The sequence below is a fragment of the Streptomyces lasiicapitis genome, from assembly GCF_014646335.1.
Lineage (GTDB): Bacteria > Actinomycetota > Actinomycetes > Streptomycetales > Streptomycetaceae > Streptomyces > Streptomyces lasiicapitis.
On sequence record NZ_BMNG01000013.1, the window covers coordinates 50050 to 73702 of the forward strand.

Sequence of the window (23653 nt, forward strand, 5' to 3'; positions counted from 1 at the left end):
GGGCGCCGTCACGACAGCACCCGTTCCGCACGCGCCCGCGGCGACGGGCGCGGGATCACGCCCGGCACGTCGTCGTACGCGCGGCGGTTCCACGCGAAGCGGGTCCACCGGTCGCCGGCCTCCTCGGGGGAGGCGACGGTCGCGGGCTCGGCGTCGGGGCGCGGGGCGAGGACGTACCCGTTGTCCGCGAGCCACGCGTCGTCGTACACCGTGGCCTGATAGCGGTAGCCCTCGTCCGGCATCATCACCACGCACAGTTGGTCGGGGTGGCGCTTGGCCCACCACTGCGCGACGAGGTACGAGGCGCCGCTCGTCGGCCCCTGGAACAGGGCGTGCTGGGCGTGCAGCGACCGGGTGTGGGCGTACGCCTCCTCGGCGGCGCACCAGTGGACCTCGTCGAAGACGCTGTGGTCGAGGTTGGCGGGCCACAGGCTGTTGCCGAGTCCGCGCAGCGCGCGCGGGCCGTCGCCCTGGCCGAACAGCACGCTGCTGTGCGTGTCGACGCCGATGGCGAGCGTCTCCGGAGTGTGCTCGCGCAGCCCGCGCACGGTGCCGCACATCGAGCCGCCCGAACCGACCGGGCCCACCACGCAGTCCACCGCGCCGAGCGTGCGGATCAACTGCTCCGAGACCCGCTCGTACGAACGCGGGTTGTCGGGGTTGGTGTACTGCTCGGGGCAGAACGTCGACGGCAGCCCGGCGCGGATCTCCGCGAGGCGCTGCAGCCGTGCCTCCTGGTAGCCGCCGACGGCGGCGGGCTCCTGGCAGATCTCGACCCTCGCGCCGAGGTCGCTGAGCCTGCGGTACAGGTTCGCGTCGATGGCCGGGTCGCTGACCAGGATCAGCTCGCGCTCGGTCAGCGCGGACTGCATGGCGAGGGCGAGCCCGAAGGTGCCGGAGGTGGTCTCGACGACCACGGTGTTGTGGTGCAGTTCACCCCGTTCCCGCGCGCGTTGGAGGATGAAGTGGGCGGGCAGCAGCTTCATCAGGGTGAAGACCGCGCCGTACAGGTTCGGTCCGATCCGCACGAGGCGCGGCATCATCTGCGCCTCGGTGATCGAGTGGTACGTCGGGGGGGTCACCGGCATGGGAGCTCCCTGGGATCGGGGTGGTGCTGGTCGGTTCGGCGGCGGGCGGCGGAGCGCCCCTCGACGGGGTGGACGGCGGACGCCACGGGGCGCGGGCCGGGCTCCGCGCGAGGCCGGAGCTGAGGACGTGCCTCTCCTTCGGCAGGATCCCGGGGGGCCTCTGACAGGGGGCTGACAGGCCCCGGGGAACGGTGAACGGGCGTCCGTACGGTGCGGGGGTGCCGGACATCACAGGCCCGTCGTCCCGGCACAATCACCCCGCTGTCAGAGGCCGGTGGAATCATGGGAGGCCGACCGGGGTGCCGTCGCACGCCGGTCCGAGTACCGGCTCTGGGGGACAGCAATGGTGTGGACGCAAGCAGTCGAGTCACGGCCCTTCGCGGCGGGGCGCCTGGTGTGCTTCCCGCACGCGGGCGGTTCGCCGTACTTCTACCGCTCGTGGGGCAAGGCCCTCGCGGACGTCGAGGTGCACACGGTCTGCTATCCGGGGCGCGCCGACCGCATCTCCGACGCCCCGGCCACGGACCTGAAGCTGATGGCCCGGCACATCGCCGAGGAGCTGCGGCCGCTGCCGGACGGGCGGCCCACCGCGTTCTTCGGGCACAGCATGGGCGCGTTCGTCGCCCATGAGGTGGCCCGGCTCTGGCGCGCCGACGGCGCGGGCCTCAGCCACTTCTTCGCGTCGGCGGCCCGCGCCCCGCACACCGCCCACGGCACGCCCGAGCGCGCCGCCGCCGTGGACGACGCGGCCGTCCTGCGCACCCTCGCCCAGCTCGGCGGCACGGACGCGGACCTGCTCGACAACCCGGTCTTCCTGGAGCTCGTGATGCCGTACGTGGGCGCGGACTTCCGGATGGTGGCGGGGTACGCCGGGGAGCCGGGCGCGGTCCTCGACTGCCCCGTCACGGTACTCCTGGGCGACACCGACACCCGGGTGAGCGTCGAGGAGGCCGCGGCCTGGCGGGAGTCGACCAGCGGCCCCTTCACGATGCGGACGCTCAGTGGCGGGCACTTCTATCTGGCGGACGAGCCGCCGTTCGGGATCATCGAGGAGGCGCTGCGCGCGAGCTGAGCGAGGGCTGCGCGCGGACGGCCCGCGCTCAGTGCGCCTTGGGCCCGCCCCGGTACTTCTCCGCGAGGAGGAACGCCAGGTCCAGTGACTGGGTGTGGTTGAGGCGGGGGTCGCAGGCCGTCTCGTAGCGGTGCGGCAGGTCCTCCTCCAGGACGGCGTTGCCGCCGCCGACGCACTCGGTCACGTCGTCGCCGGTGAGCTCGACGTGGATGCCGCCGGGATGCGTACCGAGCTCCTGGTGGACCTCCACGAACCCGCGCACCTCGTCGAGGACGGTGTCGAAGCGGCGGGTCTTGTGGCCGCTGGGCGCCGTCGTCGTGTTGCCGTGCATGGGGTCGCTGACCCAGGCCACGAGCGCGCCCTCGGCGTTGACCTTCTCCACCAGGGTGGGCAGCAGGTCGCGTACGCGGTCGGCGCCCGCGCGCACCACGAACGTGAGCCGGCCGGGCTCGCGGTCCGGGTCTAGGCGGTCGAGCAGGGACAGGACGGTGTCGGGGGTCGTCGTCGGGCCGAGCTTGACGGCGATGGGGTTGGCGACGCGGGAGAAGTACTCGACGTGGGCGCCGTCCAGGTCGCGGGTGCGCTCGCCGATCCACAGCAGGTGGCCGCTGGTGGCGTACGCGCGACCGCTGCCGGGCTCGGCGCGGGTCAGCGCCGCCTCGTAGTCCAGGAGCAGCCCCTCGTGGCCGACGAAGAACTCGGCGGTGGCCAGCTCCCGGGTCTCGACGCCGCACGCCCGCATGAACGCCAGGCTGCGGCCGATCTCGTCGGCGAGCTGTTCGTAGCGCTCGCCCGCGTCCGACGCGGCGACGAACCCCGCGTTCCAGGCGTGCACTTGGCGCAGGTCGGCGAAGCCGCCCGTGGTGAGGGCGCGCACCAGATTGAGGGTGCGCGCCGACGCCTCGTACATCGTCCGAAGGCGGCGCGGGTCCGGAACCCGGGACTCCTCCGTGAACTCCAGGCCGTTGACGGCGTCGCCGCGGTACGAGGGCAGCACCACGCCGTCGCGTTCCTCCACCGGGCTCGAGCGGGGCTTGGCGTACTGCCCGGCCATCCGGCCGACCTTGACGACCGGCAGCGCGGTGGCGTGCGAGAGGACCACGGCCATCTGGAGCAGCGTCTGGAGCTTGCCGCGGATCGCGTCGGCGGTGGCCCGCTCGAAGGTCTCGGCGCAGTCGCCGCCCTGGAGCAGGATGGCCTCGCCGCGCGCGACCGCCGCCATGCGCCTGCGCAGCAGGTCGCACTCGGCGGCGAAGACCAGCGGCGGCGCGACGGCCAGCTCGTCGGTCACCGCGCGCAGTGCGTCCTGGTCCGGCCAGTCGGGCTGCTGCTGGGCGGGGAACGCCCGCCAGGATTCCGCCGCCGGGTTGTTCGCTTCACTTTCCCTTTTGCTGTCTTTCATCACTGCCTTCCCCGTACAGACATAGGACAGGAGGAACGGAAACGTGCGACAACTGAATCCGTGCGACCCCGTCCGGGTCAAGGGATTCGGTATTGGTCCGCATCGTGGGCGGGGAATTGGTCTGGCACGGCGCGCACCGCCGCTGGTTCACTCATTTCATTCACAGGATCAGCGAATTGACAGCAGGTGAAAGGAAGTTCACCATGCCGGAGAACGCGCGGGTCAGTGTGCGGGTGACCGACACCGAACTGCCCCGCCACGACCCCCTTGATCTGTACGTCCCCCTGCGCGAGGCCCTCGGCCAGGACGACGTGTTCCTGTTCGAGAGCCTCGCCGGCGCCGACCAGGACCGCCGTTCGGCCGTCGTCGGCTTCGGGCGGCTCGCGGAGATACGGGTGTACGACGGATACGTCGACCTCGAAGGGCCGCCCGCGCTCGCGCGGGCCCTGTCCGGCGCGGCCCTGGCGGCCGGGCTGCGCGGGGACCACCCCGAGGACCCGGCGCCCGGCGTGCACCGGCTCCGCTTCGGCCGCGCCGACCAGGTCTGGGACGCCCTCGCCCGCGCGCAGCGGCTCTTCGCCCTGGACACGGACGTGCCCGCGACGGCCTTCGCGTTCGGCTTCCTGACGTCCCTGGCGTACGAATCCGCCTGGCACATGGAGGAGCTGCCCGCCCGCACCAAGCGGCCGCACGGCCCGGACATCACGCTCACGCTGTTCCGGGACACCGTCTGGTACGACCTGGCCGACGGGTCGGTGCGGCATCTGCGGGCGGAGAGCAGGGCGTTCGGGGAGGGGTTGGCCGGGGCGGACTCCGGTGCCGTCGCCGCGCCGGAAGTCGGCGCGTTGGTCCGGGAGGCCGCGGCGCGGGCAGCCGTCCCCGGCCCCCGCGAGCCCGTCGTCCCCGAGGCGCCCGCGCCGGACTCCGTACGGGACAGCGTGAGCCGTGAGACGTTCCTCGGCTGGGCGGAGACCTGCCTGGAGCACATCGGGGTCGGCGACATCTACCAGATCCAGATCGGCCACCGCATCGACGTCCGCACCGCGCTGACACCCGTCGACGTCTACCGTCGACTTCGCGCCCGCAACCCCTCTCCGTACATGTATCTGATGCCCCGCGCGGGCCACACGCTGATCGGCGCGAGCCCGGAGCTGTTCTTCCGGATCGAGGGCGACGAGATCGTGATGCGGCCCATCGCGGGCACGGCGCGGCGCGGGCCCGACGAGGAGGAGAACCAGCGCCGCGTCAAGGAGATGCGCGAGTCCGTCAAGGAGCAGGCCGAGCACATCATGCTGGTCGACCTGTGCCGCAACGACATCGGCCGGGTGACCGTGCCGAGCACGCAGCCGGTGGCCGAGCTGATGGCCGTGGAGAGCTTCAGCCACGTCTTCCACCTGGTGTCGACGGTCTCCGGCCGACTTGAGGACGGAGTGGACACCTGGCAGGCGGTGCGGGCGACATTCCCCGCGGGCACCATGACGGGGGCGCCCAAGGTGCGCGCCATGGAGATCGTCGACGGCCTGGAGCGGGAGCGGCGCGGCTCCTACGCGGGCGCCGTCGGCCTCGTCGACGTGCGCGGCTGGAGCGAACTCGCGCTGTGCATCCGCACGGTCGAGCACGACGGGCACACGTACTCCACGCAGAGCTCGGCCGGCATGGTCGCGCAGTCCGAGCCGGAGGCGGAGTGGCGCGAGACGCTGGCGAAGATGGGGGCCGCGTACTGGGCCCTGACAGGTGAGGAGTTGCTGCCGTGAACAGTTTCCAGGGTACGAGAGTTCTGCTGATCGACGCCTACGACAGCTTCGTGCACATCATCGACCAGTATCTGCGCACGCTCGGCGCCGAGACGCGGGTCGTGCGCTCCCTGGCCCACTCCCCCGCCGAGCTGGCCGCGACGGCGCCCGACGCCGTGGTGCTGGGGCCAGGACCGGGGCATCCGGCGGAGTCCGGACATGTGGAGCTGGTGCGGGAGTTCGCGGGGCGGGTGCCGTTGCTCGGGGTGTGCCTGGGGCATCAGGCGATCGCCCTGGCGTACGGCGGCCGGGTGGAGGTGGCCGGGCAGGTGATGCACGGGCGCACCAGCACCGTGCGGCACGACGGCGCCGGGATCTTCCAGGGCCTCGGCCACACCCTCGAAGCCACCCGCTACCACTCGCTGGTCGTCGCCGAACCGCTCCCCGAGGAGCTGGTGACGACGGCCACCGCCCTCGACCACGGGTACGTGATGGGGCTGCGGCACCGCGAACTGCCCGTCGAGGGCGTGCAGTTCCACCCGGAGAGCATCATGACCAGCGGCGGCCTGGCGATGATGGAGAACTTCCTCGCGCAGAGCACGCCGAGCACGCCGACCACGCACCGGCGCCCGGCCGGTCTCGTTCACGCCACCGCATCCACCGCCACCGCCGCCGGGGTCACCGCCCCCTGACCACCTCCGCGATCTCCCGCACCGCCTCCGTGATGCCCGAGCAGGGCAGGTGCGCGTGGCCCACGACCAGGGCGGGCGCGGCGGCGTGCGGCCGGGCGTGGAAGGCCGCGCCCCCGCGCACGAGGACCGACCGGGCGAGCGCCCCGGCCACGACTGCGGCTTCGTCGGCGTGCCGGGGCAGCCGCACGTACGCGTGCAGGCCCGCCGCGCGGCCGATGACGCGGGCCCCGGGCAGATGTCTGCGCACCGCCTCCTCAAGGGCCTCGCGGCGGTCGCGACCGCGGGCGTTGAGGCGGCGCAGATGGCGGTCGAACAGGCCGCCGCGCAGCAGTTCCGCGAAGGCGAGCTGGGTGAGCGTGTCCGTGCCCAGGTCCTGCCGGGCGCGCACCCGAAGGAGCTGGTCGAGGAGCGGCCGGGGCGCGGCGATCCAGCCGAGGCGCAGGCCGGGGGCGAGGGTCTTGCTGGCCGTGCCCGCGTACACGACGCGGTCGGGGGCCTCGCGCTGGAAGGCGAGCGGGCGGATGCCGCCCTGGTCGTACCAGAGCCCGCCGTCGTAGTCGTCCTCGATCACCCAGCCGCCGGTCTCCCGCGCCCAGCGGGCCAGGGCCTCGCGGCGCTGGGCGGACAGCTTGACGCCGGTGGGGAACTGGTGGGCGGGCGTGATCAGTACGGCCCGCACGCCGGACGCGACGAGCGCGTCCACGTCGATGCCCTCCGCGTCCACCGGCAGCGGCACCGGGCGCAGTCCGCTGTCGCGCACGAACTGCCGCTGCCCCGGGTGGCCCGGGTCCTCGATGCCGAGCGCCTCGACGCCCTCCTGTGCCAGGACCGCGCACACCAGCGCCAGCGTCTGCGCGAACCCGCCGACCACCATCACCTGGTCGGCGCCCGTGCGCACGCCCCTCAGCCGGCCCAGGCAGTGGGCGAGTTCGCTGCGCAGGCCCGCCTCGCCGGCCAGCGGCGGATAGCCGTGGTCGGTGGCGTCCGCGCGGTTCAGGACCCGCTGGTAGCAGCTCAGCCACTCGCGGCGCGGGAACGCCGAGAAGTTGCGGCCGCCCGGTCTCAGGTCCCAGCGGACGCCCGGCACATGGGCGTCGGGGCCCTGGTCGAGGAGCGCGGGCACGACCGGCCCCACGGCGGCAGCCGCGTCCAGGTGCTCCACCACACGCGTGCCCGCGCCCCGCACCGCCTCCAGATAGCCCTCGGCGACGAGCTGCCCGAACGCCTCGACGACCACGCTGCGCGAGACGCCCAGGTCGTCCGCGAGGCGGCGGCTGGACGGCAGCCGGGTGCCGGGGTGCAGAATGCCCTCCGCTATCTCCTTTCTGATGAAACGCTGTATCTGCGAGGTCAGGGACTGCTTTGATTCCCTGACGACGTCCACCGCGATGTGCAGGGCCACGGCCCCTCCCTCTCCTGTGCTCCGTGAACTCCTTCGAGTTCTTCTGGAATTGGCCCGTACGGCTCCTCGGAAAGTGGTCTGGAATGTGCGTCCGCCGCTCTCCAGAATGAAAGGGACGTGCACTTCTTCTTCGAGGATTCGAGGAGAATTCCCGTGACTGCCGACGTGACTGGCGACGAGACTGCCGACGAGACACAGGGCCGTACCTGGCCGGAACTGCTGAACGCGCTGCTGAGCCGCAGGGATCTGTCCGCGGCGGAGACCGCCTGGGCGATGGATCAGGTGATGTCGGGCGCCGCGGGGCCCGCGCGGCTCGCGGGTCTGATGGTGGCGCTGCGCGCCAAGGGCGAGACGGTCGAGGAGATCGACGGTCTCGTCGACGCCATGTACGCCCACGCCGTGCCGCTGGACGTGGCCGGGCCCGCGCTCGACATCGTCGGCACCGGCGGCGACGGCTCCCACAGCGTCAACGTCTCCACGATGTCGGCCGTCGTCGCGGCCGGTGCCGGGGCGCGCGTCGTCAAGCACGGCAACCGCTCGGCGTCCTCCGCGTGCGGCTCCGCCGATGTCCTGGAGGAGCTGGGGGTCGCGCTCGACCTGCCGGCGCCGGAGATCGCGGACGTCGCCGAGGAGGTGGGCATCACCTTCTGCTTCGCGCCGCTGTTCCACCCGGCCATGCGGCACGCGGCCGGGCCGCGCCGCGAGCTCGGCATCCGCACGGTGTTCAACATCCTGGGTCCGCTGACCAACCCCGCCTCGCCCGTGGCCCGTGCGGTGGGCGTGGCCGACGCGCGGCTCGCGCCGCTGCTCGCGGGGGTGCTCGCGCGGCGGGGTGTCTCGGCGCTTGTCTTCCGGGGCGACGACGGGATGGACGAGCTGACGGTCACGACTACCTCCACGGTCTGGTCGGTCTCCGGCTCCGAGGTGCGCGAGGAGTCCTTCGACCCGCGGGACATCGGCTTGGCCCACGCCGGCGCGGACGCCCTGCGCGGCGGCGACCGGGCGCACAACGCGCGCGTGGCCCGGGAGTTGTTCGCGGGAACGCGGGGCCCGGTCAGGGACGCGGTGCTGCTGTCCGCCGCCGCGGGTCTCGCGGCGCTCGAACCCAGCGGACGCCCGGTGACGGAACGCATCGCGGACGGCATGGAGAGGGCGGCCGAGTCCATCGACTCGGGGTCGGCGGCCGCGGTCCTCGACCGCTGGGCGACGGTCACGACGAAGCGGCAAAATCACGGGAGTTGAGGGCGGGCGTGGCAAAGAAGCCGAGGGACTCTCAGGGAAACCGGGAGTCCCTCAGGTACGGGGCCCTTCAGGTACGAGAGCCCCTCACGTACAGCGGCCCCTCACGTACACAGCAGGTCCGTCACGGAGACGTCACCACCCCGCCCCGCCCGCCGCCAAGGCGCCCCGCGGCCACCAGCTCCGCCACCGCCTTCCTGCTGTCGCCCCCCGTCACCACGGATTCGCCGACCAGGATCGCGTCGGCGCCCTGCGCGGCGTACGCCACCGCGTCCTGGGGGCCGCGGACGCCGGACTCGGCTATGCGCACGACGCCTTCCGGGATCTCCGGGGCGAGGCGGGCGAACACGCCGCGGTCCATTTCCAGGGTGCGCAGGTCGCGGGCGTTGACGCCTATGACCCAGGCGCCTGCGTCCAGGGCACGCTTGACCTCCGTCTCGTCGTGCACCTCCACCAGCGGCGTCAGGCCTATCTCGGCAGCCAGGGCCAACAGCTCGGCGAGCAGCGGCTGTTCGAGGGCGGCGACGATGAGCAGCGCCAGGTCCGCGCCGTGCGCGCGCGTCTCCCAGAGCTGATACGCGTCGACTATGAAGTCCTTGCGAAGCAGCGGCACCCGCACCCGCGCGCCCACCGCGTCCAGGTCGGCGAGGGAGCCGCCGAAGCGGTGCCGCTCGGTCAGGACGCTGATCGCGGCGGCGCCGCCCGCCTCGTACTCGGCGGCGAGGCCCGCCGGGTCGAGGATGTCGGCCAAGCGGTCCCCGGGCCGGCACGGCACGCTCGACAGATGCGTCGGGCTGTTCCGCTTGACCTCGGCGATGACCTTCAGGCCGTCGGCCCCGGAGAGCAGCGCGGCGCAGTCGAGACCCGGGCCGACCTCGGCCACCCGGTCCGACAGCTCCGCCTCCGGAATCAGCCGGCGCCGCTTCGCCAGATCGGCGCGCACCGCCCCGATGATCTCGTCGAGCGCGTTCATCCATGCGTCCTTCCCCTATGCCAACAAACCTAAGGACGGCAGGAGCGCCGGACCACACCCTTTAGCGTTCGATGAAAGTCCCAGGTGGGACGGGTCGAACAGACAGCACAGACAGCACAGGCGGAAGGGTGGTCCGGCTCCCGGCCGCCGAGCCGCGAAGCCGCGCGCGACCCGCTTCCCCGTTGGGCGGGCCGCGCGGCTCAGGTCATCGACACCACCACCTTGCGCGTGCCGGTGAAGGACTCCCGGCCGTGCAGGACGGACATGTTGTCGACGATCATGATGTCGCCGGTCTCCCACGGCTCCGCGATCCGGTGCGCCCGCTGGGCCGCGCGCACCTCGGCCAGGTCCTCGTCGGTGAGCGGCGCGCCGTCGGCGTACGTGATCCAGTGCGGGAGTTCGTCGTAGCTGTCGATGAGGGAGAGCAGGGTCTCGGCCTCCTCCGGCGGCAGGTTGGACGGGTGCCACTGGTCGGCCTGGTTGAACCAGGTGTCGCGGCCGGTGCGGGGGTTCTTGCGGATGCCGGGCCGGTGCTGGCGCACCCGCAGGCCGCCGTCGCCGGTCCACTCGAACTCGGCGTCGGAGGCGGTCAGGAACTCCTCGACGACCGCCTTGTCCTCGGTCTCGAAGGTGGCCTGCCAGGACTTGCCGAGCCCGAAGCCGCCGTGCAGGAACTGGTGGTAGACGACGCCGTCCGCGAACCGCGCACGCACCTCGGGCGAAAGCCCGCCGAGCAGCGCCTCGCCGTCGCACACCGGGGTCGCGCCGCCGGTGTCGGGGGCGTCCAGGCAGCAGAAGTACAGCCGCGTCGGCCACTTGGCGGCGTACGACATCTCGTTGTGCAGGGAGATGTCGTAGCGCGCCGGGTACTCGGTGGACGTGAACACGCCGTCGGACACGGTGGCGCGCGGGGTGTTGCCGCCGCGGTAGCTGTCGATGAGGGAGTCGCCGAAGCGGGTGACGGTGCGGTGGAAGGCGGCGGCGTCGGCGATGCCGAGGCCGCGGACGAGCACCGCGCCGCACTCGGCGATCAGCTCGTCGGCCCGCACGCGCACTTCCTCCCAGGAGTCGGATCCTCCGCTTCCGGCCCCCTTACCCAGCTGATCGCTGCCGAAGTCTCCGTCCACGGAGCCGAGTTCCACACCCGCGGCGAAGTCCCACTCCGCCGCGAAGGCCCCGTCGACGTGCAGCACGGCAAGCGTCGTGCCTCCCACTGTGCGCCTCTCGTCACGCATCGCCGTCCGTCCCTTCCGTGGCCCGCTCCGCCGTGAGGGCGACGGGCAGACCGCTGTAGCCGTGCACGAAGTTGGAGTAGAGCCGCCGCGCGGGACCGCGCAGTTCGACCCGCGCGACCTGGTCGCGCAACGCCTCGACCATGGCGTTCACATGGACCCGGCCGAGGAACGCGCCGAGGCAGAAGTGCGGCCCGTGCCCGAAGACGACGTGCTTGTTGGGGCTGCGCCCCACGTCGAAGGAGTACGGATCGGCGAAGACGTCCTCGTCGAAGTTGGCGGAGCTGTTCCACAGCGTCACCACGTCGCCCGCCTTGATGACCTTCTCCCGCAGGGGTACGTCGACGAGGGCGCGCCGCCCGAAGTGCATGGCGGGCGTGGTCCAGCGCAGGATCTCCTCGGTGGCGCTGTCGGAGGTGACGTCGCCCGTCTTGAGGCGGCGCCACTGCTCCGGGTTCTCGGCGAGCGCGATGAGGCCGCCGGCCAGGGACATCCGGGTGGACTCGTCGCCGCCGAGGATGAGGCTGTAGCAGTTGAAGATGATCTCGTCCTCGGTCAGCGGCTCGCCGTCGACTGTCGCGGTGGCCAGGACGCTGATGACGTCCTCGCCGGGGTTCCTGCGCCGCTCGGCGGCGAGCCCGGAGAGATAGAGCAGGATCTCGTTGCGCGCCATCAGCGATTCCATCTCGCTGTCCGCACTGTCGTGCCGGGACAGCGTCTGGGTGTTCCATTCGACCAGACGCGGCCGGTCGGCGTAGGGGATGTCCATCAGGTCGCCCATGGTGTGGATCGGTACGTGATCGGCGACGTCGGTCACGAAGTCGGCTTCGCCCGAATCGACGGCGCGGGCGACGAGTTCGCGGGTGTGCCGGTGCACGCCGTCCACGACGGGCTGGAGCACGCGCGGCGCGAAGGACTTCAGCATGAGGTTGCGGATCGCGCGGTGCCGCGGCCCGTCGGTGACCGCGAGCATCTTGCCCGCGGCGGAGTCGCCGCCCTGGAGCAGCGTGGCGAGGACGTTGCCCTTCTCGGAGGTGAACCGCTTGTTGTCGCGGTAGACGGCGACGGCGTCCTCGTACTTGGACACCACCCAGAAGCCGGGCGCGCGCTCGGTGGCCGGGTGCCAGTGGACGGGGCTGAGCTCGCGGAACCGCCGCCACAGGGCGTGCGTGTCCACGTCGTGGAAGGTGCGGGGGTCGGTGAGGTCGACGGCCGCCGGGTCCGGCGGCGCCAACACCTGGGGTGCGGGCATGAGTTGACTTCCTTCAGGCTTCGCTTGCGGCTTCGGGGGGCGGCAGGCTCAGGAGCCCGCGGTACGGAACCGGCGCAGGCTCACGACCACGCAGGTCGCGAAGAGCACGCTCAGGGTGAGGGCCACGACGACCAGCGGATGCTCGCCGGGGAAGCCGCCGCCGGTGGTGGCCGGGTTGCCCCACAGGTCGCGGCAGGAGGCGATGACGGCGCTCACCGGGTTCCACTCGGCGACCGGCCGGACGGCGCCCGGCATGGACTGCGGCGCGAGGAACGCGCTGGACAGGAACGGCAGCACGACCACGATGAACGGCGCGACCACGCTGATGGTCTCCACGCTGCGCAGTGTCATCGCGAGCAGCACGCCGAGCCAGAGCATCGCGTACAGGAAGAGCGCGACGATCCCGAACCCGGCGAGCGTGGAGAGGAGTCCGGTGTGCGACCGCCACCCGAGGGCGAGGCCCGCGCCCGCCGTGACGGCGAGCCCGGCGAGCCCCACGAGGAGGTCGGCCAGCGTGTAGCCGAACGGCACCGCGGATCTGCTGATCGGCAGCGACCGGAACCGATCGACGAGCCCGCCCCGCAGATCCATGGCGATGGACACCGCGGTCGGCCCGACGCAGGCAAGACCGACCTGCACGGCGCCGCCCGCGAAGACGTACTCGGTGTACTCGCCGCCCGCGGGCAGCGTGATCGCGTCCCGGAACAGATAGCCGAGCAGCACCAGCGACACCAGCGGATTGAGTACGACGCCGATCGCGCGGCCGGGCGCCCGGCTCAGCCTGCGCAGGCGGCGCCCGGCGACGGCGAGGACTTCGGTGAGCACGGCGGCGGGCCCGGACCGGGCGGCCGGAAGACCGGGACCCGCAGAACCACCGGAGCCGCCAGGCCCCACGGGGCCGGGCCGCCCGCCGGGACGCCCCGCCCCGTCAGTACGACCCGACTCCGTCAGCGTCGTCGCCGTCATGACGTCTCACGCCCCTCCGACTCGGCCTGCGCGCGGTCCAGTTCGGCCCCGACGATCGGCCCGATCTCCGCCAGCGGGCCCGGGTCGAGCATGTCGTCGTGGGCGCACTCGACGCGGTGGACGGCCGGCTCGGCCGCGCAGTACGGCTCCCACAGCCGTTCCTTGTCCGTCACGTCGCCCCAGGGCGAGTGCTCGGCGAGGAACAGGAGCATCCGGCCGTCGAAGGCGCCCGGGGTGTAGTCGGGGATGATCGCCTGGTGCCGCGCCATGAGCCGCAGCATCCGGCCCATGCGCTCCTCCCCCAGCCGTGCGAGGGAGTTGCCGTCGCGCCGCAGCACGCCGATGACGTCGTCGGGGGTGAGGTCGCGGTCGCCGAACTCCGAGCGGTGGTGCCCGATCCCCTCCAGGAACCAGGCGAGCATGTTCTGCTCCCCACCTCGGGTGTCGGCCACTCCGGTACGCGGATACGAGTCGAGGTTGGCCACCAGACCGACCTCGTCCCCGGCCGCGCGCAACTGCACGGCGATCTCGTACGCGACGATCCCGCCGAACGACCATCCGACGAGGTGGTACGGGCCGGTGGGCCGTACGCCCTTGATGAGCCCGACGTACGCGGCGCCGATGTCCTCGATGCTGTCCGGCAGCGGGGCGCCCGCGACGACGGCCGGCGCCTGGATGCCGTACACCGGGTGCTCGGCGTCGATGTACGGGGTGAGCGGCAGGTACGACAGAGCGAGTCCGACGCCGCTGTGCAGGCAGAACACGGGCGGGCGCGAGCCGGTCCCGCGCAAGGGGAGCACGGTCGCGAAGGGGTCGGCGTCCTCGTCGTCCGCGGCCACCTCGTCGATGGCGGCGGCGACGATCTGCGTGGTGCCGCGCGGGGCCGGGGTCGGCTGCGGTGCGACGGCAGGTTCAGGAACCACGGGAGGTTCGGGAGCCGCAGGTGCGACCCCCGGCAGCGTCCCCGCCAGCGCCCGCACGCTCTGGTGCGCGAAGACGTCCGCGATGCTGATCGGAAGCCCGGCCTTGCGCGCCTGGCTGACGAGCCGCAGCGACTTCATGCTGTCCATGCCGCCCGGCGCCTCGAAGAAGTTCTCCTCGACACCGAAGGAGCCGACGCCGAGGAGCTTGGCGACGATGCCGCACAGCGTGTCCTCGGCGGTGCTCGGGCCGGCGTCCCCGCCGGTGGCGACAGCGGCCTCGGCAACAGACCCCGACACCTGCTCCGCGGCGACCCCCGCCCCGGACTCAGCCCCGGACTCAGCTCCGGACTCAGCCCCGGGCTCAGGCAGCTCGATCCCGCTCACCCGCACGTCCGGGTCGGCCGCGACGCTCCGCAGCACCTCCATGAACTGCGCGGTCATCCGCTCCACCGTGCCCCGCGCGTACAGATCGGTGCTGAAGGTGAGCAGTCCGCGAAGGCCTTCGTGGCCGGGCCAGGCGACGAGTTCGAGCAGCAGGTCGAGCTTGGAGTGGTCGGAGCCGACGTACTCGGGAAGGGCGGTCAGGCCGGGCAGGTCGAGCCCCGTGACGCCTTCGGTGCGTACGCCGAGGCCGATCTGGAACAGCGGGTTGCGGCTGAGCGAGCGCGCGGGCCGGAGCGCGTCGACGACCTGGTCGAACGCCACGTCCTGGTGCGCGTACGCCGCCAGGTCGGTCTCCCGGAGCCGGTCGAGCAGCTCGCGGAAGGTGGGGTCGCCGCTCGTGTCGCCGCGCAGGACGAGGGAGTTGATGAACATGCCGACGAGGTCGTTCAGGGCCTCGTCGGCCCGCCCTGCCACCGAGACGCCGAGGGGGATGTCGGTGCCCGCACCCAGGCGGGTCAGCAGGACCGAGAGGGCCGCCTGGAAGACGATGAAGTCGGTGGTGCCGGTGGAGCGGGCCAACGCGGCGAGAGTGTCGGCGAGTTCGGGCTCCACGTCGAAGAGGACGACGTCGCCGTGCGACGCGCTCACCTCCGGTCGCGGGAAGTCCGTCGGCAGGTCGAGCTCCTCGGGCAGGCCCGCGAGCGCGTCCCGCCAGAAGGCGAGCTGCCGCCCGGCCAGGCCGTCCGCACCCTCCCCGTCGAGGAGTTCCCGCTGCCACACCGCGTAGTCGGCGTACTGCACCGGCAGCGGCGTCCAGCGCGGGGCGTGCCCGGCGGCGCGGGCACGGTAGGCGGTGGCGAGGTCGTTCTGCAGGGGGTCCATGGACCAGCCGTCGAAGACGATGTGGTGCAGGACCAGGAGCAGTACGCACTCGTCAGGCCGCACCGGGAACAGGCGGGCGCGCCAAGGGAGTTCGGCGGTGAGGTCGAAGCCCTTGTCGGCCTCGGCGGCGAGCGCGTCGGCAAGCCCCGGCTCGGGCACGGTGACGGTCCTGAGGCCGGGCCTGCCCGCCGCGCCCTCGCGCACCTGGGGCGTGGGCACGCCGTCGGTCTCGGGGATCACCGTGCGCAGTACCTCGTGGCGCTCCGCCACGTCGGCGAGCGCCTGCTGGAGCGCGGCCGTGTCGAGCCGTCCGGTGAGGCGGAAGGCCAGGAGCGTGTTGTACGAGCCGTCGCCGCTGCCCTGGCGCCGGTTGAGGAACCACTGGCGCTGCTGGCTGTACGACAGCGGCCGCACGGCTCCCTCCGGTGCCGGGGTGAGCGGGGGCCGCGCCTGGGCGGCCGACTCGACGTGTCCGGCGAGGGCGACGACGGTCCGGGCGTCGAACAGCGCGCGGATGGGCAGTTCGACGCCGAGCGCGGTACGGGCCCGGCTGATGAGCCGCGTCGCGAGCAGCGAGTGCCCGCCGATCTCGAAGAAGTCGTCGTCGATGGAGACGTGTTCGGCGTCGAGGATGTCGGCGAACAGGCCGCAGAGGATGCCTTCGGTGAGGGTGCGCGGCGCGCGGCCGCGCGATGTCGCGCCGAGCTCCGGATCGGGCAGCGCCGCCCGGTCCAGCTTGCCCTGCGCGGTCATCGGCAGCGCGTCGAGGACGACGACGGCCGAGGGCACCATGTAGTCGGGCAGGGCTTGGGCGAGGCGGTCGCGCAGGGTGGTGGTGACCGCGGGGACTCCCGGCACGTCACGTGCCGCAGGGGCTCCGGACGCGGCGGCCGGTTCCGCCCCCGCTCCGGACGACGCCGCCGCCACTACGTACGACACCAGCCTGCGCTCCCCCGCCCCGTCCTCCCGCACGACCGTGACGGCCTGCTCGACGCCCGGCTGCGCGAGCAACGCCGAGGAGATCTCGCCGAGTTCGACGCGGATGCCACGGAGTTGGACCTGGTCGTCGACGCGGTCCAGGTAGTCGAGCTCGCCGTTCGGCAGCCAGCGCACCAGGTCGCCGGTGCGGTACATGCGCTCGCCCGCCGGACCGTAGGGGTCGGCGACGAAGCGTTCCGCGGTGAGCCCGGGGCGGGCGAGGTAGCCGCGGGCGAGGCCGCCGCCGACGTACAGCTCGCCGGGCACGCCGGGCGGGGTCGGCCGCAGGTCGCGGTCGAGGACGTACACGCGGTGGGCGTTGGTGGGGCGGCCGATGGGCGGGCGGCCCGACGGGGTGAGCGGGCCGCTCACGGTGCAGCCGACGACGGCCTCCGTCGGCCCGTACCCGTTGAACATCCGCACCGACCCGGCCCAGCGCTCCACCACCTCGGCGGGCACGGCCTCGCCGGTGCCGACCAGGCGCAGGTCGGCGGGGAGCGTGGCGCCCTCGGGGAGCGCACCGAGCACGACGGGCGGCAGCGCGACCAGGTTGATGCGCGCGTTGTTGATGAGGTCGACCAGGGGGTGCCCTGGCGCACGGCACTCCTCGTCGGCGATGACGAGGGTGCCGCCGGGCAGCAGCGCCAGCATGATCCCGAAGATCGACGCGTCGAAGCTGAACGACGCGAACTGCAACACCCGCGTGTCGGCGTCGAGTTCGAACCGGTCGGAGAGGCTGTCGACCATCGCCAGGAGCCCGGTGTGCGCCACCACGACGCCCTTGGGGCGGCCGGTGGAGCCGGAGGTGTAGATGATGTACGCCGGGTGCTCGGGCCGCAGCGGGGCGAGCCGGTCCGCGTCGGTGAGAGCGGTGTCCGCGAACGCGGCGAGCCTGGCTGCCGTCCCGGGATCGTCGAGGAGCACCAACTTACTTGAGCTGTCCCGCTGTTCGGCCCGGTCGGCGAGGTCGCCGTTGGTCAGGAACACCGTCGGCCGGGCGTCCGCCACCATGTACGCGACGCGGTCCGCGGGGTACTCGGAGTCCACCGGGACGTACGCCGCCCCCGCCTTGACGGCCGCGAGGGCGGCCACGATCAGGTCCGGGGTGCGCGGCAGCATCACCGCGACCGCCGTCTCGGGTCCGGCGCCGAGCTCGACGAGGAGCCGCGCGAGCCGGTTGGCGCGCGCGTCCAAGTCCGCGTACGACAGCTCCTGTTCGCGCAGTACGACGGCGGCCTTGTCCGGGGTCTCGGCGGCGCGGGCCTCGAACACGTCGGTGACGAGGCCGCCGCGCGCGGGCCGGGCGCCGCCGCTGCCCGACCAGTCGCCGAGGACCTGGCGCAGCTCGTCCTCGCCGAGCGCGTCGAGCCGGCCGAGGCTGGTGCCGGGGGCGGCGGCGAGCTGTTCGAGGACGCGGGTGAAGCGGCGTACGAAGACGGCGACCTGGTCGGTGTCGAAGATGTCGGGGCGGAACTGGGCTTCGAGGCGCATCCGGTGGCCCTCGACGGGGAACACGCCGAGCGCGAGCGGGTACTCGGCGACGACGCGGGCGTTCCAGTCGCGCATGGTGAGGCCGGGGATGTGCTCGCCCAGGGTGTCGAGGGCGCCCGACGGGTAGTTGTGGAAGCTGACGACGGTGTCGAACAACTCGCCCATGCCCGCGCCCTGTTGGACCTCGGCGAGGCCGAGGTGCTGGTGCGGCTCCAGGCCGAGCTGGCGGTCCTGGAGGTCGGTGAGCATCGTCTCGAACGGCACGGACGGGTCGAGCGTCACGCGCACCGGCAGGGTGTGCATGAACGCGCCGACGATCCGCTCCACGTCCGGCAGGTCCGCGGGACGCCCTGACGCGACCGCGCCGAAGGTGACGTCGCGCCGCCCGGTGAGGCGGCCGAGCGCGACGGCCCAGCAGCCCTGCATGACGGTGTTCAGGGTCAGTCCGCGCGAGTGGGCCCACGCGGAGACGGCGGCGGTCAGCTTCTCGGGCAGGTCGGCCGTGAGCGTCTCGGGCAGCACGGAGACGCGCGGGCGGTCGGCCGGGCCGAGCCGCGTCGGCTCGTCGATCCCGGCGAGGTCCTTCTGCCAGGCCTCCCGCGCGGCGGACTTGTCCTGCGCGTCCGCCCACTCCAAGTAGGCGCGTACGGGTGCGATTTCGGGGAGTACGGAGGTGTCGGCGCCGTTGGCCCACAGGGTCACCAGTTCGCTCGCGAGGACGGCCGACAGGGACCAGCCGTCGACGAGCATGTGGTGGGTGGTCCAGACGACGCGGTGCCGCTCGGCGCCCGCGCGGTAGACGGTGAAGCGGGTCAGCGGGCCCTCGGTGACGTCGAAGCGGCGCAGCCACTCCTCGTCGGTGCGGCGGGCGAGCTCGGCGTCGAGGGCGTCCGCGGGGACGCCGGTGAGGTCTGTGAGGTCGGTGAGGTCGACCTCGCTCCACGGGACGTCGGCCGAGCCCGGGATGAGCTGGACGGGCTCGCCCGCGTCCCGGTCGCGGAAGCGGGCGCGCAGCCCGGGGTGGCGGGCGACGAGGGCGGTGGCGGCGGCGCGCAGGGCGGCCGGGTCCAGGGGCCCGTCGACGTCCATGACGACCTGGAGGGTGTAGGCGTCCATGCCGTGCCGGTCGAACTCGGCCTGGAAGAGCAGGCCGCGCTGCAGCGGTGACAGGGGCAGGATGTCGTCGAGCTGCGCGAACTCCGCTTCGTACGCCTCGATCTCGCGCTGCCCGACGGTGACCAGCGGGAACTCGGACGGGGTCCTGCCCCCGGCGTCCGGCCGCTCCGCGTGCGCGGCAAGCGCGTCGAGCGCGCGGAACCAGCCGTCGGCGAGCGCCCGCACGTCGTCCTCGGCGAGCAGGCCGCCCGCCCACGTCCATTCGGCCACGAGCACCGGTCCCTCGGGGCGGTCCTCGGTGAGCGAGACCAGTTCGAGTGCGTGCCGCAGCGGGGTGTCCGGCGACGCGGCGAGGCCGAAGGTGCCGGCCTCCATGGACCAGTCGTGCCGCTCGCCCACGGTGAAGCGGCCCAGGTAGTTGAAGCCGACGCGCGGGGTCGCGGCGCGGGCGAGCACGGCGGCGGTCTGCGGGTTGAGGTGGCGCAGCAGTCCGTGGCCGAAGCCGTGGTCGGGCAGGGCACGCAGGGTCTCCTTGACGCGCTTGAGCGCGGCGGAGCAGGCGGGGCCGCCCGCGTGGACGTCGGCCAGGTCGATGCCACCGCCGTCACCGATGTCGAGGGCGACGGGGAAGACGCTGGTGAACCAGCCGACGGTACGGGACAGATCGGTGTCGTCGGCGGCGGCACCTGCGTCGGAGGTGTCCGCGAACTGCTCGCGCCCGTGCCCCTCCAGCTCGATCACCGAGCGGGTGACGGCCGGGCCGCCGTCGCGGCTGCCCCGCTCCGCGAGCGCCAGCGCGAGTCCGGTGAGCAGCACCTCGTTGACCTCGGTACCGAAGGCGGCGGGCAACCGGGTGAGCAGGGCGTGCGTACGGTCGGCGGGCAGCTCGACACGCAGCCTGCCCGCGGTGTCGTACACGTCGGCGGCCGGGTCGAGGGGCCGGTCACCGAGCGCGGCGGCGTCCGGCCCTGCCGCCGACTGGGCGGTCCACAGGGGCAGTTCGGCCACACGGCGCGCGCTGCGGGCCTCGTCGGCGAGCAGGGTCGCCCAGCGGCGGTAGGAGGTGCCGACGGGGTCGAGGCGGGGCGTGCGTCCGGCGGCGAGCGCGGTGTACGCGGCCTGGAGGTCGGGCAGCAGGATGCGCCAGGAGACGCCGTCGACGGAGAGGTGGTGGATGACGAGGAGGAGCCTGGGGGTGGCGCCCTCAAGCAGCACCGCCTGCACCATCAGCCCGTCCTCGGGGCGCAGCCGGGACCGGGCCGCCGCCACCTGCTCGGCGAGCACCGTGTCCGGGTCGGCGGACGCGTCGGGCGTGACCCGGGTGAGTACGTCGGCCGCCGCCACCGCGCCCTGCGGCAGGGTCTGGAGGGACCACAGGCCCGCGACCGGCACTCCGAGCCGCAGTCGCAGCGCGTCGTGGTGGTCGAGCACCGTCTGCAGGGCGCGCTCCAGGAGCGCGGCGTCCACGTCGGCGGGCACCGAGGCCGTCACGTACTGGCTGAACTCCCGTGTAGCGACGGAGAGTTGGGAGACCTCTTCGCGGAGCTGGTCGACGATGGGGGTGAGGGCGACCTCGCCCACGCCGTCCACCGCGCCGCCGTGGGCGGGGGCCGGCTTCGCGGTGGCGGGCCGGGCCACGGCCGCGATCGCGGCCGCCGTCCGGTGCTTGAAGACGTCCCGCGCGGTGACGACGAGGCCCGCGCGGCGGGCCCGGCTGACGACCTGGATGGAGCTGATGCTGTCGCCGCCCAGCTCGAAGAAGCTGTCGTCGGGGCCGACGCCGGGCAGCCCGAGCACGTCGGCGAGCACCCCGCGGAGGATGCCCGTCGCCCCGGACTCCTCCGAGGTGTCCGACGCGCTCACCGCGGGCTCCCACGTCGGCGCGGGCAGCGCCTTGCGGTCGACCTTGCCGTGGGCGGTCAGCGGGAGTTCGTCGAGGGTCACGAGCACGGACGGCACGAGGGCGGCGGGCAGCAGCCCGGCCAGCGCGGACCGCGACGCGGCGGTGTCCAGGTCGGCCGCCTCCGCGACCACATACCCCACGAGCCGCTGCTGCCCCGCCGGATCCGTGACCGCCGCGGCCACCGCGTCGGCCACCCCGGCAAGGCCCCGCAGCCCCGCCTCCACCTCGCCCAGCTCGATGCGCTGGCCGCGGATCTTGACCTGGTGGTCGCGGCGCCCCACGAAGGCGAGCTGCCCGTCGGAGCGCAGCACCACCTGGTCGCCGGTGCGGTACATGCGGGAGCCGTCGGCCGCGAACGGGTCGGGCACGAACGTGAAGGCGGTGCGCCCCGGGTCGTTCAGATACCCGCGCCCGACGCCCCACCCCGCGATGAACAGTTCGCCGGGCACCCCGCGCGGCACGGGCCGCAGATCGTCCCCGAGGACGTACAGACGGGTGTTGCGCAGCGGCCTGCCGATGGGCACGACCGGCGCGTCCAGGTCCGCGACGGAGCGGGCGTACGCGTGCGTGACGTCGTCGGAGCACTCGGTCGGACCGTAGAGGTTGGCGAGGGGGATGTCCGGGTGGCGGTCGAACCAGCGCGCGCACAGGTCGGCGGGCAGCGCCTCGCCGTTGGAGATCATCCACCGCAGACCGGGCAGCGCGGGCGCGCCACCGGCGGCGTCCCACACGTCGAGGGCGGCCCGCATCAGGGACGGCACGACTTCGAGTACGGTCAGCCGCTCGTCGGCGATGACGCGGAACAGGGCGTCGGGGTCGGCGATGTCCAGGCGGTTCACGGCCCGCACCCGGCCGCCGACCAGGAGCGTGGTGAGGGTCTGCCAGACGGTCACGTCGAAGGTGACGGGCGCGTTGTGCACGAGCGCGTCCGCGCGGTCCAGGCCGAACTCCTCGACCTTGGCGAGCATGTGGTTGACCATGCCGCCGCGCTGCACCATCGCGCCCTTGGGCTTGCCCGTGGACCCGGAGGTGTAGATGACGTACGCGAGATCGCCGGGGCCGCCGAGGACGGGCGCCAACTCCTCTTTCTTGTCCCAGAGTTCATCGAGTACGTGGACGGGGAGCGCGTCGCCGTCGACCGTGGCCGCAAGACGCTCGGCCAGCTCCCGGTGCGTGGCGTCGGTTAGGACGTGGCCCGCGCCGCTGTCCTGGAGCAGCGCGGTGAGGCGGGGCAGCGGGGCGCCCGGGTCGAGCGGCATGAAGGCGCGTCCGGCGCCGAGCACGGCGAGTTCGGCGGTGACGAAGTCACGGCCCGGCTCGGCGAGGATGGCGACGGGGCCGCGGCCGACCGCGACTCCGGGCCCCACGAGCCGTCGCGACACCGCGCTGGCGCGCCCCACGAGCCCCGCGTAGTCGATGCTGCCGCCGTCGTCGGTGACGGCCACCGCGGCCGGGGTCTCGGCGGCCCGCTGCCGCACGCGCTCCACGACACCCAGGTAGGGCGTCTCGCGCACGGGCCCTGTGAGGTCGGCGTCGCTCTCGCCGGGCGCGGCGACGTCGAGGTCGGACAGCGGGGTGTCGGGGGCCGCGCTCAGGAAGCGGTCCAGGTAGCCGGTGAAGCGGGTGAGGTGGTCGCGGATGTCGTGGGCGTCGTAGCGGGCGTCGTTGCCGCTGAGGTCGACGGCGATGCCGTCGTCGCCCTTGTCGACGACGGTGAACTCCAGGTCGTCGACGAGTCCGGGGGACGGCGTGTGGATGGTCACGGCGGCCTGGCCGATGCCGAGCCGCTCGGACAGCGGCAGGAAGTTGACGAACGGCCCGAACTGCCTGCGGTCGTCGCTGGTGAGGCCCATCGCGCGGCGGATCGAACTGACGCGGTGGCGCTGGTGCTTGAGGCCGTGGGTGAGTGACTGGTAGGCGTCCGCGAGGAGTTCGGCGCGCGTCGCTCCCGCGTGCGCGGAGAGGCGCAGCGGCAGGTAGTTGACGACGACGCCGGGCGTGGCCTGCATGGCGGCGCCCACGCGCGCGGTGACGGGCAGGGAGAGCAGTACGTCGTCGGTGACGGCCATGCGGCCGGTGTACGCGCCGATGGCCGCGACGAGCGCGGTCTGCCAGGTCACCCGGGCCTCCCAGGCCACGGACCGCAGCCGCTCGGCGACGTCGTCCGCGAGCACGGTCACCTCGCGCAGGAAGGTCTGCGCGGGCGGCACGTCACGGGCGGCGAGGGTCACGGGCACGGGGTGGTCGGCGACCCGCGCCTGCCAATACGCGCGGTCGCGTTCGGCGCGCGCCGTCCCCGCGTACGCCGCCTCCGCGTCGACCAGCGTCCGCAGCGGCGCGAAGGCGCCCTCGTCGAGCGGCGTACCGGCGAGCAGCGCGTCGTAGATCGCGGCGAGCCGCCGCCACAGCAGCACGACGCTGAAGCCGTCCGCGATCAGGTGATGGCTGACCAGGCTGAAGAAGGCCCGGTCCGGGCCGAGCGGGTACAGGCCCGCGCGGAAGAGGGGCACGTGCGGCGCGGCCGTCACCGCGAACGCGGTGCGCAGGTCGGCGTCGACGGCCGCGCGGGCGGCGGCCGCCGGGTCGGCGGCGCCGCTGACATCGGTGACCGTGTAGGGCAGGCCCGCGTCGAGCTCCTCGACGAACTGCCGGGGCGTGCCGTCGTCCCCGGCCTCGGCGAACCGCACGCGCAGGCACTCGGCCTCGGCGACGAGCCGCTCCAGGGCCGTCCGGAACAGGACGGGGTCCAGGGGGCCGCGTATGTCCCAGTAGGCGGCGGTGTTGTACGTCGCGCCGCCGCCGGACAGCTGCTCGTCGAACCAGATGTCCTTCTGGCCGGCGGTGAGCTTCAGGCCCTGCGACCCGGAGTCCTCCGTCGTCGCGTGGTCCGTCGGTATGTGGGTCATAGCAATCCCCTAGCGAAGG

The 23653-nt window shown here is 73.3% G+C and carries 12 protein-coding genes; 4 read left to right on the forward strand and 8 right to left on the reverse strand.

The window, feature by feature from the left end; all coding sequences use genetic code 11:
- Positions 1 to 8 precede the first annotated feature (8 nt).
- On the reverse strand, positions 9 to 1088 hold the full coding sequence (locus IEY91_RS27525) for a pyridoxal-phosphate dependent enzyme (RefSeq protein ID WP_189176061.1): 1080 nt from the start codon (positions 1086 to 1088) through the stop codon (positions 9 to 11).
- A 343-nt stretch (positions 1089 to 1431) separates the two neighbouring features.
- Between IEY91_RS27525 and IEY91_RS27530 the strand changes: the two genes are divergently transcribed.
- Positions 1432 to 2160, forward strand: a complete 729-nt coding sequence (locus tag IEY91_RS27530) for a thioesterase II family protein (RefSeq protein ID WP_164324717.1) — start codon at positions 1432 to 1434, stop codon at positions 2158 to 2160.
- Between the two features lie 28 nt (positions 2161 to 2188).
- Here IEY91_RS27530 and IEY91_RS27535 read toward each other — a convergent pair whose 3' ends face one another.
- Entirely contained in the window at positions 2189 to 3562 is a 1374-nt protein-coding gene (locus tag IEY91_RS27535; RefSeq protein ID WP_164324716.1) for a class II 3-deoxy-7-phosphoheptulonate synthase, read from the reverse strand.
- A 203-nt stretch (positions 3563 to 3765) separates the two neighbouring features.
- On the opposite strand from IEY91_RS27535, the gene IEY91_RS27540 reads away from it, so the two are divergent.
- Both IEY91_RS27540 and IEY91_RS27545 read left to right on the forward strand, forming a co-directional pair.
- Positions 3766 to 5316 (forward strand): anthranilate synthase component I family protein, encoded by a 1551-nt coding sequence (locus IEY91_RS27540; protein ID WP_189176062.1) that lies wholly within the window; start codon positions 3766 to 3768, stop codon positions 5314 to 5316.
- Positions 5313 to 5987 (forward strand): anthranilate synthase component II, encoded by a 675-nt coding sequence (locus IEY91_RS27545; RefSeq protein ID WP_229697257.1) that lies wholly within the window; start codon positions 5313 to 5315, stop codon positions 5985 to 5987. The genes IEY91_RS27540 and IEY91_RS27545 overlap by 4 nt, the downstream gene beginning before the upstream one ends.
- Here the strand turns inward: IEY91_RS27545 and pdxR are convergent.
- Entirely contained in the window at positions 5974 to 7389 is a 1416-nt protein-coding gene (gene pdxR / locus IEY91_RS27550; protein WP_189176063.1) for a MocR-like pyridoxine biosynthesis transcription factor PdxR, read from the reverse strand. The genes IEY91_RS27545 and pdxR overlap by 14 nt on opposite strands.
- Positions 7390 to 7542: 153 nt before the next feature.
- Between pdxR and trpD the strand changes: the two genes are divergently transcribed.
- Positions 7543 to 8631 (forward strand): anthranilate phosphoribosyltransferase, encoded by a 1089-nt coding sequence (gene trpD, locus IEY91_RS27555; protein WP_229697258.1) that lies wholly within the window; start codon positions 7543 to 7545, stop codon positions 8629 to 8631.
- Between the two features lie 121 nt (positions 8632 to 8752).
- Here the strand turns inward: trpD and trpC are convergent, their stop codons facing one another.
- The 5 genes from trpC to IEY91_RS27580 form a co-directional block, all read right to left on the reverse strand.
- Positions 8753 to 9601, reverse strand: a complete 849-nt coding sequence (gene trpC / locus IEY91_RS27560) for an indole-3-glycerol phosphate synthase TrpC (protein WP_189176064.1) — start codon at positions 9599 to 9601, stop codon at positions 8753 to 8755.
- Between the two features lie 200 nt (positions 9602 to 9801).
- Positions 9802 to 10836 (reverse strand): TauD/TfdA family dioxygenase, encoded by a 1035-nt coding sequence (locus tag IEY91_RS27565; protein WP_189176065.1) that lies wholly within the window; start codon positions 10834 to 10836, stop codon positions 9802 to 9804.
- Positions 10829 to 12085: a cytochrome P450 gene (locus IEY91_RS27570; RefSeq protein WP_189176066.1), complete on the reverse strand. Its 1257-nt coding sequence runs from the start codon at positions 12083 to 12085 to the stop codon at positions 10829 to 10831. The genes IEY91_RS27565 and IEY91_RS27570 overlap by 8 nt, the downstream gene beginning before the upstream one ends.
- 48 nt (positions 12086 to 12133) lie before the next feature.
- A complete protein-coding gene (locus IEY91_RS27575; RefSeq protein ID WP_189176067.1) occupies positions 12134 to 13051 on the reverse strand; it encodes an ABC transporter permease in 918 nt (305 codons plus the stop codon).
- Positions 13048 to 23634 carry a non-ribosomal peptide synthetase gene (locus IEY91_RS27580; protein WP_189176068.1) on the reverse strand — a complete coding sequence of 3529 codons (10587 nt, stop codon included), beginning with the start codon at positions 23632 to 23634 and terminating at the stop codon, positions 13048 to 13050. The genes IEY91_RS27575 and IEY91_RS27580 overlap by 4 nt, the downstream gene beginning before the upstream one ends.
- Between the last annotated feature and the right edge of the window lie 19 nt (positions 23635 to 23653).

What these genes read in the sequence shown, in the direction of transcription:
- IEY91_RS27525 (WP_189176061.1), bottom strand. Translation starts at nt 1,088, where the DNA reads ATGCCGGTGACCCCCCCGACGTACCACTCGATCACCGAGGCGCAGATG.
- IEY91_RS27530 (WP_164324717.1), top strand. Translation starts at nt 1,432, where the DNA reads ATGGTGTGGACGCAAGCAGTCGAGTCACGGCCCTTCGCGGCGGGGCGC.
- IEY91_RS27535 (WP_164324716.1), bottom strand. Translation starts at nt 3,562, where the DNA reads ATGAAAGACAGCAAAAGGGAAAGTGAAGCGAACAACCCGGCGGCGGAA.
- IEY91_RS27540 (WP_189176062.1), top strand. Translation starts at nt 3,766, where the DNA reads ATGCCGGAGAACGCGCGGGTCAGTGTGCGGGTGACCGACACCGAACTG.
- trpC (WP_189176064.1), bottom strand. Translation starts at nt 9,601, where the DNA reads ATGAACGCGCTCGACGAGATCATCGGGGCGGTGCGCGCCGATCTGGCG.
- IEY91_RS27565 (WP_189176065.1), bottom strand. Translation starts at nt 10,836, where the DNA reads ATGCGTGACGAGAGGCGCACAGTGGGAGGCACGACGCTTGCCGTGCTG.
- IEY91_RS27570 (WP_189176066.1), bottom strand. Translation starts at nt 12,085, where the DNA reads ATGCCCGCACCCCAGGTGTTGGCGCCGCCGGACCCGGCGGCCGTCGAC.
- IEY91_RS27575 (WP_189176067.1), bottom strand. Translation starts at nt 13,051, where the DNA reads ATGACGGCGACGACGCTGACGGAGTCGGGTCGTACTGACGGGGCGGGG.
- IEY91_RS27580 (WP_189176068.1), bottom strand. Translation starts at nt 23,634, where the DNA reads ATGACCCACATACCGACGGACCACGCGACGACGGAGGACTCCGGGTCG.